General features: G+C 57.0%; 12 protein-coding genes and 1 pseudogene. 5 read left to right on the forward strand and 8 right to left on the reverse strand.

All coding sequences use genetic code 11. The features are described 5' to 3' along the window. Positions 1–87: 87 nt before the first annotated feature. Together DM373_RS27445 and arsJ are read left to right on the forward strand one after the other, a co-directional pair. On the forward strand, positions 88–1,092 hold the full coding sequence (locus DM373_RS27445) for an ArsJ-associated glyceraldehyde-3-phosphate dehydrogenase (protein ID WP_049274266.1): 1,005 nt from the start codon (positions 88–90) through the stop codon (positions 1,090–1,092). A gap of 9 nt (positions 1,093–1,101) precedes the next feature. Beyond that, entirely contained in the window at positions 1,102–2,334 is a 1,233-nt protein-coding gene (arsJ, locus tag DM373_RS27450; protein WP_059183370.1) for an organoarsenical effux MFS transporter ArsJ, read from the forward strand. Positions 2,335–2,357: 23 nt separating this feature from the next. On the opposite strand, the pseudogene DM373_RS27455 reads toward arsJ, so the two are convergent. Then, positions 2,358–3,113: pseudogene (locus tag DM373_RS27455) on the reverse strand (NAD(P)-binding domain-containing protein); the annotation flags it as partial. A 169-nt stretch (positions 3,114–3,282) separates the two neighbouring features. On the opposite strand from DM373_RS27455, the gene DM373_RS27460 reads away from it, so the two are divergent. After that, positions 3,283–3,615, forward strand: coding sequence for a DUF2790 domain-containing protein (locus DM373_RS27460; protein ID WP_059183369.1), 333 nt, complete (start codon positions 3,283–3,285; stop codon positions 3,613–3,615). Between the two features lie 68 nt (positions 3,616–3,683). On the opposite strand, the gene DM373_RS27465 is transcribed toward DM373_RS27460, so the two are convergent. The 7 genes from DM373_RS27465 to DM373_RS27495 form a co-directional block, all read right to left on the reverse strand. Continuing rightward, a complete protein-coding gene (locus DM373_RS27465; protein ID WP_059183368.1) occupies positions 3,684–4,139 on the reverse strand; it encodes a DUF411 domain-containing protein in 456 nt (151 codons plus the stop codon). Further along, positions 4,129–4,911, reverse strand: coding sequence for a c-type cytochrome (locus tag DM373_RS27470; protein WP_059183367.1), 783 nt, complete (start codon positions 4,909–4,911; stop codon positions 4,129–4,131). Before DM373_RS27470 ends, DM373_RS27465 begins: the two co-directional genes overlap by 11 nt. 9 nt (positions 4,912–4,920) lie before the next feature. After that, on the reverse strand, positions 4,921–5,997 hold the full coding sequence (locus DM373_RS27475) for a copper resistance protein B (protein ID WP_059183366.1): 1,077 nt from the start codon (positions 5,995–5,997) through the stop codon (positions 4,921–4,923). Next, entirely contained in the window at positions 5,987–6,304 is a 318-nt protein-coding gene (locus DM373_RS27480) for a hypothetical protein (RefSeq protein WP_225876663.1), read from the reverse strand. Before DM373_RS27480 ends, DM373_RS27475 begins: the two co-directional genes overlap by 11 nt. Positions 6,305–6,318: 14 nt before the next feature. Beyond that, a complete protein-coding gene (locus tag DM373_RS27485) occupies positions 6,319–8,328 on the reverse strand; it encodes a copper resistance system multicopper oxidase (protein WP_099430455.1) in 2,010 nt (669 codons plus the stop codon). Positions 8,329–8,511: 183 nt separating this feature from the next. Continuing rightward, a complete protein-coding gene (locus DM373_RS27490; RefSeq protein ID WP_059183363.1) occupies positions 8,512–8,718 on the reverse strand; it encodes a co-regulatory protein PtrA N-terminal domain-containing protein in 207 nt (68 codons plus the stop codon). A 192-nt stretch (positions 8,719–8,910) separates the two neighbouring features. Then, on the reverse strand, positions 8,911–9,270 hold the full coding sequence (locus DM373_RS27495; RefSeq protein WP_059183362.1) for a co-regulatory protein PtrA N-terminal domain-containing protein: 360 nt from the start codon (positions 9,268–9,270) through the stop codon (positions 8,911–8,913). A gap of 194 nt (positions 9,271–9,464) precedes the next feature. Between DM373_RS27495 and DM373_RS27500 the strand changes: the two genes are divergently transcribed. Further along, the gene (locus DM373_RS27500) at positions 9,465–10,142 is read left to right on the forward strand and encodes a heavy metal response regulator transcription factor (protein WP_059183361.1); all 678 of its coding nucleotides are present in this window, start codon (positions 9,465–9,467) and stop codon (positions 10,140–10,142) included. After that, entirely contained in the window at positions 10,142–11,548 is a 1,407-nt protein-coding gene (locus DM373_RS27505) for a heavy metal sensor histidine kinase (RefSeq protein WP_059184120.1), read from the forward strand. Before DM373_RS27500 ends, DM373_RS27505 begins: the two co-directional genes overlap by 1 nt. Positions 11,549–11,995 lie beyond the last annotated feature (447 nt).

The raw sequence follows: 11,995 nt of genomic DNA on the forward strand, positions 1-11,995 counted from the left end.
AATTCAGAACCCTGCGCACGTCGGCTACATCAACCAGTTCAGCGTTACCCTCTGACCCTTCGCTAATCGCGACCCGAGAACAAGAACATGGCTATCAAAGTAGGTATCAATGGGTTTGGCCGTATCGGTCGCTTGGCGCTGCGCGCGTCTTGGGACTGGCCAGAGTTCGAGTTTGTGCAGATCAATGACCCGGCCGGCGACGCCGAGACCCATGCCCACCTGATCAACTTCGACTCGGTCCACGGCCGCTGGCTCCGTGAAGCCCGTGCTGAGGGCAGTACGGTGGTGATCGATGGCAAGCGCATTCAGGTCACCGCGAACAAGACCATCGCCGACACCGACTGGTCAGGCTGCGACCTGGTCATCGAGGCCAGCGGCAAGATGAAGTCGGTAGCCGTGCTCCAGGCCTACCTGGATCAGGGCGTCAAACGTGTGGTGGTCTGCGCTCCAGTGAAGGAGAAAGGCGCACTGAACGTGGTGATGGGCGTCAACCAGCACCTGTTCGACCCGGCGCAGCATCGCATCGTTACCGCCGCCTCCTGCACTACCAACTGCCTGGCCCCGGTGGTCAAGGTGATTCACGAGAACCTTGGCATCCGCCACGGATCGATCACCACCATCCACGACCTCACCAACACCCAGAGCATCCTCGATACGCCGCACAAGGACCTGCGCCGCGCCCGTGCCTCTGGCATGAGCCTGATCCCAACCACCACGGGCTCGGCTACTGCGATCGCCGAGATCTTCCCCGAGCTGCGCGGCAAGTTGAATGGTCACGCCGTGCGCGTACCGCTGGCCAACGCCTCGCTGACCGACTGCGTGTTCGAAGTGGAACGTGAGACAACGGCTGAAGAGGTCAACGCTCTGCTGAAGGCGGCGGCCGAAGGCCCGTTGAAAGACATCCTGGGCTACGAAGAGCGCCCCTTGGTGTCCATCGACTATCGCACCGATCCGCGCTCCTCGATCATCGACGCACTGTCGACCTTGGTGGTCAATGGCACCCAGGTGAAGCTCTACGCCTGGTATGACAACGAATGGGGCTACGCCAACCGTGCAGCGGAACTGGCCCGCCTGGTCGGCGCAGCGGAGTAAACAGCGATCATGAAGGCGTTGTCAGCCCTGTCTGCGGAAGTGCGTCAGTACCTGCTGGTTACCGGCAACTACTGGGCCTTCACCCTCACCGACGGCGCGTTGCGCATGTTGGTGGTACTGCACTTCCATTCGCTGGGCTACACGCCGCTGCAGATCGCCGCGCTGTTCCTGTTCTACGAAGTGTTCGGCGTGATCACCAACCTGGTGGGTGGCTACCTCGGCGCCCGCCTGGGACTCAACCGCACCATGAACATCGGCTTGGGCATGCAGGTCTTTGCACTGCTGATGCTCACAGTGCCGGCAGCCTGGCTTACGGTGCCGTGGGTGATGGCCGCTCAGGCGCTGTCCGGCATCGCCAAGGACCTGAACAAGATGAGCGCCAAGAGCTCCATCAAGCTCCTGGTACCGGACAGCCAACAGGGGACGCTCTACAAATGGGTGGCCATCCTGACGGGCTCGAAGAACGCGCTCAAAGGCGTGGGCTTTTTCCTCGGCGGAGCACTGCTCGCGTTGCTCGGCTTCACCCTGGCGGTGCTGGCCATGGCGGCAGTACTGGCCCTGATCTGGATTGGCAGTCTGGTGCTGCTGAAAAAGGACTTGGGCAAAGCCAAGGCCAAACCCAAGTTCCGCGACATGCTGTCCAAGAGCCGAGCCATCAACATCCTCTCGGCCGCACGGCTGTTTCTCTTTGGTGCCCGGGACGTCTGGTTCGTCGTGGCGCTGCCGGTGTACCTGAGCACCGCGTTTGGCTGGGACTTCTGGCTGGTCGGCGGCTTCCTCGCCGCGTGGATCATTGGCTACGGCATCGTCCAGTCGTTTGCTCCTCACATCACCGGTAAGAAGCGCGGTCACGTGCCGGACGGTCGAGCGGCCTTCATTTGGGCGATCGCCCTGGCGGGACTGCCTGCGCTCATTGCCGTGGGCCTATCGGCAGGCTGGTCGGCCCAGGTGGTGCTGCTCGGTGGGCTGATGCTGTTCGGTGTGCTGTTCGCGGTGAACTCCTCGCTGCACAGCTACCTGATCGTCAGCTATGCCAAGGAAGACGGCGTCTCCCTGGATGTAGGGTTCTATTACATGTCCAACGCCCTGGGGCGGCTGGTCGGTACACTGCTGTCAGGCTGGGTGTTCCAAGCCTACGGTTTGCAGGCCTGCCTGTGGGTTTCCAGCATCTTCGTATTGGCTGCCGCGCTCATCTCGCTCGGGTTGCCCAGACACAGCGAAATGGCGCAGCAGACCCACTGAGCACAGGGGAAGAGCGGATGCACTCAAGCCTCCGCTTTCACCATAAACTGCTCGATCTCAACAACAGTGCTGCGGACTGTGCGTGTCACCCCGATCAAGGTCGCGGATGCAGAGCCTGTCCACTCGCCATAACCCACCAGCCAAAGGGCAGGCTCATTCACTGACCGTGTACCTGAAACTTCGACGCGTCCGTCACCCGTGACTACCCCGAGGCTCGCCAAGTGCCCCAGCGCCGGCTTGAATCCGGTGCACCAGATCACCGCATCGACCGCGGTCTCCGAGCCGTCCGCCCAAACCACACCGTCGGGGGTGAACCGAACGAAGGGCCGCACAGCGTGCAGAACGTCTCGCTCACGCGCCTCGACCACAGCCGGGACCATCACGATATCGCCCAGCCCACCGACTGGCTGCTCAATCACACGGCCCTCCATCTGCGCTTTCCAGCGCTCTGTCGCCCGTTCGAACAGCACTCGACCATCCACATCATCAGGCAGGAAGAGTGGCTCGGTGGGCGTTACCCAGGTCGCATCCGCTACTTGGGAAACCTCAGCGAGAATCTGTGCCCCGGAGTTACCTCCACCGACGATCAGTACTCGCTTACCCGAGAAGGCCAGCGGCTCAACATAATGAGCTGAATGCAGCTGCTGACCACGGAACAGCTCGGCACCGGGATAAGCAGGGATATTAGGGTTGCTCCAGGTGCCCGTGGCACTGACCACTGCTTTGGCATCCCAATACCCGTGCTCGGAATGCACACGCAAGGCACTGACGAGGCGCTCACCCAGGATCTATGCTGCGCCCAGGGAATGAGCTTTTCTGGCCTTTCACCAGCTCTCAGAGAATGCCGTTCGACACCGCTTGCCGACTGACAAAGATGTAATCCACAGATCACCCGAGAGACAGGTGCTGCCCCCTAAGATTCAATCACACCAAATCGGAGTGACGAACATGAAAGCTCTCAACGGCGTTGCCGCCATACTGATTCTGATGGCTTCCTCGGCCGCGATGGCTGAGGGCGGGTCCGACCGCCTGCACGGGAAAATGATTCAGGCGAATGAGCAGGCCATGCGCGCATACGCAGCCTCCATCGGTAAAAATCCCCCAGAGGTAGTCCACTACCGCTACGGCATGGAGCTCGATGTAGCAAAAGTGATTGCTGTGACCTCAAACCGGGGAAGCTGTGATGTGATGCCTGCGCAAATGACCTATGAAGACTCGACAGGCAAGCTCAACATTCTCGAATACCGCGCAGCTGGCATCAATTGCCGCGGCCAGAACTGAGCTCTTGAACTCTATTCAAACTAAAACGGCGCCTTTAAAAGCGCCGTTTGCGTTGGGAAAACTGTCGATCAGTGGCCTGGATACTCCGCAACCACTACATCCTGCCCGCTCTTGTTGAAACCGATGACTTGGTATGCATGAGTGACACCATCCACTTCCATACCTGGGGAGCCTGCCGGCATACCTGGGACGGCGACACCGATCAGATCATCTCTGTTTGCCAGCTCACGAACCTGCTCAGCTGGCACGTGTCCTTCGACAAACTTCCCATCAATCACTGCCGTGTGACAGGAAGCCAAACGCGGTGCGACCCCAAGGCTCTGTTTTACAGCACTCATGTCGGTTTCAACATGGTCAATGACCTTGAAGCTATTTTGTTCCAAGTGTGCGATCCACTTTTTACAGCAGCCGCAATTGGCATCCCGATGAACATCAATCGTGGTCGGTACGGCTGCGTAGACTGGCGGCAGCGCGATGAATGCCGCGAAGGCGGCCAACCTGAGAAAGCGGCTGTTAGCCTTCATGGGTGTGTACCTTTCCATCTTTGTGTGTGTGCGTCTTCGAACCTGGTTTGGAATTCTGATCACTAGAGGACTCGGTAGCATCATGATGGCCGCCCTCAGATTCGTGACCCTCGGAATCTGCCGAGTGTGAGTGATGAGCCTCTGACTGCTCCATATCGTGGTGCCCTGCCTCAGAGGAAACCTTGCCATGATGGTCTGGCTCATTGCCGCCATGCTGGCCCTCATGGTTGTGCATCTCACTTTCCCCACCACCGTGCTGGTGGCCGCCACTGGTTGTTACCAGGGCCTTGTACTGCTCTGCGTTCATCTGCGGCATTTGCTCAAGGAAAGCGACAATACCCCAGATGTACTGGTCACCCATGCTCTTGCCCCAAGCGGGCATGCCGGTAGCCTTGATACCGTGTTTAATGGTCCAGAAGGCCGCTGCGGGGTTATTGCTTGAACCAATCTTGGCAAGATTGGGCGGTGCCGGATAAAGCGCTTGGCTGAGCTCGGTTTTATCCACCCCAGGGGCGAGGTGGCAGCCAATGCACATCGCATTGTAGTTACCGGCACCTGTACGGATAAGGGTTTCATCCTTTAGGTTCGGTACCTCGATGTCCCGTGCGCGCACTTCAATGGAGCGATCCCGCGCCATGGCGAGGAAAGCATGCACGGCTGGGAAGTGAGGATCATCAGCACCGACGTTGACCAGGCCAAAATACGCGGCCCCCAACGCCGCCGCACTACCCACGGCGCCTGCTGCTACCAACGTTGTAATTGTTCTCTTCATGTCAGGCTCTCAAAACCACATCCGAATGCCGGCAACGAAACGCGCTTCATCGACATCCCCGCCTTCATCGCGGATCAGGTCTGCCGTTTTGCCGTAGGAGCGGCTCCAGGTGACGCCGACGTAGGGTGCGAACTGGCGCACGATCTCATACCTTAAGCGCAGACCGACTTCGGTGTTTGCCAGGCCAGAACCCACCCCGCGCTCGGGATCGTTTTTGCCATAAAAATTGGCTTCAGCGGTTGGCTGCAGGATCAGGCGATTGGTCAGGAGAATGTCGTATTCGCCCTCTAGCCGAGCAGCTGTCTGGCCATTCTCACCGATGAACGCTGTGGCTTCGGCTTCGAAGTCATAGAGCGCCATGCCCTGGATACCAAAAGCTCCCCATGTCTGTGGAGATCCTGGTTGGAAATCCTGGCGCACCCCAGCGACCACATCCCACCATGTGCTAATGGATCGCCCATACAGAAGCTGCAACTCAGCGTCCTCGGTGACGCCATTCGTCCGCTCACCTTCGGAGCGGATCCACAGCCGGTTGATATCGCCGCCAACCCATCCAGAGGCTTCCCAAGCCAGCGCGCTGCCTTCGTCTGCATCCTGGTACTCAAGCTTATCTAGCAGGAAGAAGCTGTTGATCGCGCTGTCGTGCATCTGATGCCCGCCCAACGGAGGAAAGGCAGCTTGGCGATCAGCATCCGTCAGCACAGGTATCGGAGTACGGCTAGTCGTCGTTGGGGCATCAGAGCCATGGTTCATCATCGAGTGATCCATGGCCCCATGGTCCATCCCCTGCATGCTGCCATGGTCCATCTTGCTGTGGTCCATGTGTGCAGGTTTGGCCGCAGGTTGACTGTGTTTCATTTTGCTGTGATCAACGGGCGCGGCTTTCTTCTGCTGCTTGCTCGCGCCCATCTGAGCGTGGTCCATGCCTGGCATCGGGTCAGCCGACGGAGCGGAATCCATTTCCATGGCTCCGTGCCCCATTGCCGAATGGTCCATCTCCTCAGCAGCAAAGCTGGGCGCAGCACCCAGCAAGCTGAATGAAACGGTCAATGCCAGCAGCGATGGTCGTACCAGGCTATTGGTCATCTTTCCCTGCCTTAGCGTTATCGCTGCCATGCGATTCCATCATTTTGCTGTGATCCATACCTTCCATCGAGCCATGGTCCATACCTTTCATGCTGTCGTGGTCCATACCCTTCATGGAGCCATGATCCATACCCTTCATCGAGTCATGATCCATGCCCTGAGAACCCTTCGATTTCGCGGCATCGGCAGACTTCTGGGTGTGCTGTTCATGATTGTCGCTGGACCACGACGAAGGAGCATAAACAGCAAACAGACCAGCCATCGCAGCAGAAAGGAAAAAGGCGTTTCGCTTCATTGGTTTGCTCATCTTGGATCTCCAGTTCATTCGTCCACGCGGACTTCTCGGAACATGCCCATTTCCATATGGAACAGTAGGTGGCAGTGGTAGGCCCAACGGCCCAAAGCATCCGCGGTTACTCGGTAGCTTCGTTTTGAGCCTGGAGGCATGTCGATGGTGTGTTTTCGAACCATGAAATTACCCTCCTCATCTTCCAGATCGCTCCACATTCCGTGGAGGTGGATGGGGTGAGTCATCATGGTGTCGTTGACCAACGTGATTCGCAGACGCTCGCCATACTTGAGGCGCAGGGCTTCAGCATCGGAGAATTTGACGCCGTCAAAGGACCAGGCGAACTTCTCCATATGGCCTGTGAGATGCAGCTCGATGGTGCGCCCTGGTTCACGTCCATCTGGATCAATGAACGTGCTGCGCAGATCCGCATACGTCAGGACACGTCGTCCATTGTTGCGCAGGCCGATTCCCGGATCGTCCAACTTGGGCGTTGGACTCATAGTCTGCATGTCGACCAAGGGGTTATTAGTTTCTGAGGCTGGGTGAGACTGCATGGCGCCGCCCATGTCTCCCATGCTGCCGTGGTCCATACCAGCCATCTTGCTGTGGTCCATGCCGGCCATGCCGCCTTGGTCCATCCCTGCCATTTTGCTGTGGTCCATACCAGCTATGCTGCCTTGATCCATCCCAGCCATTTTGCTGTGGTCCATACCGGCCATGCTGCCTTGATCCATCCCAGCCATTTTGCTGTGGTCCATACCGGCCATGCTGCCTTGGTCCATCCCAGCCATTTTGCTGTGGTCCATACCGGCCATGCTGCCTTGGTCCATCCCAGCCATTTTGTTGTGGTCCATGCCAGCCATGCTGCCTTGGTCCATCCCAGCCATCTTGCCGTGGTCCATGCCAGCCATGCTGCCGTGATCCATACCCATATCGCTCATTGAAATGAGAGGGCGAGGATCAACTGCCGGAACTGCAGCTTGCATACCTTCGCGAAGGGCTAAAGTGCCTCTGGAGTAGCCTGTGCGATCCATGGATTGAGCAAAAATGGTGTAAGCCTGCTCGTCTTCCGGCTCAACAATTACGTCGTAGGTTTCGGCAACGGCGATGCGGAACTCGTCGACCGCAACGGGTTTGACATGCTGCCCATCCGCTGCGACAACCGTCATCTTCAGGCCGGGAATTCGCACATCGAAATACGTCATGGCCGAGCCGTTGATGAAGCGCAGGCGGATTTTCTCGCCCGGTTTGAACACGCCCGTCCAGTTACCGTCCGGGGCCTGGCCGTTCATCAGATAGGTGTAGGTGTAACCACTTACGTCAGCGAGGTCGGTAGGGCTCATTTTCATCTCAGCCCACATTTTCCGATCCGCCACCGCAGCCGACCATCCCATCTCGCCTACGTCGTTGACGAAGTCGCCCACGGTGCGCTTGTGGTAGTTGTAGTAGTCAGACTGCTTCTTGAGCTTGGACAGCACACGTGCAGGGTCTTCATCCGTCCAGTCGCTGAGCATGACCACGTAGTCCCGGTCATAGGTGAACGGCTCAGGCTCTTTCGCGTCGATGACTAGGGCGCCATACACCCCGACCTGCTCCTGGAGCCCGGAGTGGCTGTGGTACCAGTAGGTACCGTTCTGATGGACCTTGAACTTGTACTCATACATGCCATCGGGTGCGATGCCATGAAAGCTCAGACCAGGCACACCATCCATGTTCGCTGGCAGGATGATGCCGTGCCAATGGATAGAAGTGTCCTGTTTCAAGCGGTTGCGTACGCGGAGCGTGACTGTGTCTCCCTCCCGCCAACGAAGGATCGGCCCCGGCAACGATCCATTGATTGCCATGGCTGTGCGAGTTGCTCCGGTGATGTTGACCGGTAGCTCACCGATGTAGAGATCAAAATCGGTGCCTGTCAGAACATTCGGTTGGCCATGGCTGGTCACAGCCCAGACCGGCGCGCGCCACATGCCCAGTCCACCCAGTAGTCCAGTAGCGGCCAGGCCTTTGACGAAAGATCGTCTCGTGGTTTTGCTGTGCATGCCGTAGTGTCCAGTCAGTCAGATAATTCGCTGATATCCGGGCCGCTCGATCGCAGACCCGGCTTCCTTGGGGGTCCCACAAGTCTTATGGACTTGCTCGAAAGCGCAAGCCACAGTGGGAGAAAGCGATTTGAAACTGCCACATAAAAGATTCCCGAGTGATTACATTTCTGTAAGCTCGGATTAGCAGTTCTCATGCTGCCCGTGTTTATGGCTTTGGCTTGCCATCGGCGCCTTGTCGGTCTTCTGCTGTGCAAGCTGATACGCCTCAGTGGCGGTTTGGCGGGCAGCCTCCATTTTCGCAAAGGTACGGTCGCCACCACCTTCAGCCAGAGCAAGGCCAGCCATTCCAAAAGTGATAACCATTACGAGAGCTTTGATCGAGTTCATCTGTTGTTCCTCGGCGGATTACTGTGCGGCCCATGGAGTTCAGGCTTGGGGTCACATTAGCCAGGCTGCGCTTTCAGAAAGCTGAGCTCGGCATTACAGTTCCGTCAGCTTCATGCGGCCCACAAAAAAAACGGCGCCGTGTGGGCGCCGATAGGCCAAAGGAGCAGAGGGGGAACGGCCACGAATCCTGGGCTATGGATGACACTCCTTGTCCGCCATCATCAATTTGTGTTCACGAACCATTTGACTGAGTACGTCATCAACCATCTTGTCGTGTTTCTCCATCCACGCCAGGTGATCTTCTTTGGACATACCCGCTTTGGGGTGATCTTGGTGCAATTGGCCCATCAGGTCCTTAAGCATGGACATGTGCTCTTTCATATGCACATGTCGTTGGCCGGGCTCAGCTTTTTCAGCCCTCACCAGAACTGCTTCGGCTTTGTCGCGAAGCTGCTGCATCCGCTCTATTGCTCGATCGCTCCCACCTTCAGCAAAAACGGCCGACGACAGCAGCATAGATGTAGCCACAAGCAAAAGTCTGATCGATTTCACGGGACTATCTCCATCAGGTGGTTTGAAACCATTGCTACCGATAACGGCAGGCGTGACTGCAATGCCCGTCTTCAATGACCGTAGACGGCAGGCCCTGACAGCTGGCTGATCCCAACATTACTTTTACGTCAGCTTCTGGTTTGCTCACTTTTTTGCTGCACACTGGGTGTGTACACCTTTTGAAGGCTGAGCACATGAAACTACTCGTAGCTGAGGATGAACCGAAAACCGGTGCTTATTTACAACAGGGCCTTGCAGAGGCGGGATTCACTGTTGACCGGGTCCTCACGGGTACCGATGCCCTTCAACATGCACTGAGCGAAAGCTATGACCTGCTGATACTCGACGTGATGATGCCGGGGCTAGAAGGATGGGAAGTCTTGCGAATGGTCCGCGCAGCCGGCAAAGACGTCCCTGTATTGTTTCTGACTGCCAGAGATGGGGTGGATGATCGAGTGAAGGGCCTTGAGCTGGGAGCCGATGACTACCTGATCAAACCCTTTGCTTTCTCAGAACTGCTCGCTCGTGTGCGGACTTTACTACGCAGGGGCACCAGCACAGCAGCCCAGACCACTGTGAGAATGGCGGATCTTGAGGTAGACCTCCTCAAACGAAGAGCTACTCGAGGTGGCAAGCGAATGGACCTTACTGCTAAAGAGTTTTCACTTCTGGAACTTTTGATGCGCCGGCGTGGTGAAGTGCTCCCCAAATCTCTGATTGCTTCCCAGGTGTGGGACATGAATTTCGACAGCGACACCAATGTGATCGAGGTTGCGATACGACGGCTACGGGCAAAGATTGATGATGACTTTGCTCCTAAGCTCATTCACACAGCTCGAGGAATGGGCTACATGATGGATGCCCCGGAGTGATTTTGTCCCGGTCCTCGCTCGTAAAGCGCCTGACTCTGATGATCATGTTCGCGGTCATTGCTGTTCTTGTGGTCGCGGGCATCAGCTTCAACATGCTGAGCCAGCATCACTTCCGCATGCTCGATGAACAAGCGCTGTCCGAGAAGCTGGAGTCAACGAGACACATTCTGTCAATCCAGGCACCTGGAACGGGAATGGAAGAGTTGAGACCACAACTCCGCGCATTGCTGGGTGCTCATCAGGATCTGACGGCAGAGGTGCTGACCTCACAGGGTGAGGTACTATTTTCAGATCTCAAAGCCGTACAAATTCCAGACCACTACAAGCGCGCTGACAAGGAAGAGGTGTGGGAATGGCAGGACGAATACCATAATTTCCGCGGTATCACCGCTGACGTTGCGATCCAGGGCCAACCAGCTCTCGGCACCGTCATGCTGATGCTGGATATCACCAGCCATGCGCACTTCTTCGAAACCCTCCAGCGGTGGTTTGCGATTGGTTTGGTTATTAGTGCGTTGGTCAGTGCTGGTATAGGCTGGCTGGTCGCGAAAAGTGGCCTACGCCCCGTCGAACAAATTACGAAGGTTGCGACGTCCATATCTGCCAGGTCACTTCAAGAGCGAATCCCGCTGGAGCCTGTACCACTCGAACTGCAAACACTGATCTTGTCCTTCAACGGGATGCTCGCACGCCTGGAAGATGCCTTCGTTCGTCTATCAAATTTCTCAGCCGATATCGCGCATGAGTTGCGAACGCCTGTCAGTAACCTGTTAACGCACACCGAAGTGGTGCTGTCCCGGAAGCGCGATGTCGACGCGTATGAAGAGAACCTGTATTCAAACCTGGAAGATCTGAAGCGGATGTCACGCATGATCGATGACATGCTCTTCCTCGCCAAGTCAGACAACGGCCTCATCATCCCTGAGCAGGTGGACATCCAGCTTCATGACCTTGTTGCCAAACTCTTCGAGTACTACCAGTTGCTGGCCGACGATCGCGACATACGCCTCACGCTTCAAGGGAAAGGCATCATCTCCGGAGACAGGCTCATGATTGATCGAGCTGTATCCAACGTTCTCTCGAATGCCGTGCGATACACGCCGGACGGGAGCGAGATCTCGGTAGAAATTCAGCAAGCAGCAGACAAGGTAACCCTCACGATCAAAAACGGCGGGTCCGCCATTGACACGCAACACATCAACAAGATTTTTGATCGCTTCTACCGGGCCGATCCGGCAAGGCGAGAAGGAGGACCTAGCAATGCAGGGCTTGGTCTGGCCATTACCCGCTCCATCGTCAAAGCACATGATGGAAAAGTCTGGTGCACCTCGTCCGAAGGGGTTACAGCATTCAATTTCGTTTTTCCTGCCGCGCACCGAACGGCTAACAATCGCACGCGTCGTTAATGTTGCGCTAACCGCTTTGGCCTACACTCGACCATCATGATTCGATTCCTACGACTGCTAACTATGTTGATGCTCGTGGGCGCGCTTCCTCTCCATGGGATGGCGGGAATCGACTCACCCATAGAACCATGCCCGATGCAGTCTCAGGGCATGGATATGATGGCAGGCATGGACCACGATTGTTGCCAGGATCAAGACAACGGAGAGCCCAACCAACACTCATCCAAAGCCTGTAAAGTCGGTCAGGAATGTAGAACTGCAAGCACACTGCAGGTCAGCATGGTCGAGCCCGCACTCACCTTCGCCACTCCACGTCCCGTCGATACCTACGGTCAAAGCCTTCTAACCAGGGCTCCCCCCGATCACTGGCGCCCTCCTCGGGCCTGATTCTTTCGTAAAACTCACACCATTGTTCTGCCTCGGCGGCTGAACGATGACACGCGCCTA

Origin of the sequence: Pseudomonas sichuanensis, from assembly GCF_003231305.1 — a bacterium.
GTDB lineage: Bacteria > Pseudomonadota > Gammaproteobacteria > Pseudomonadales > Pseudomonadaceae > Aquipseudomonas > Aquipseudomonas sichuanensis.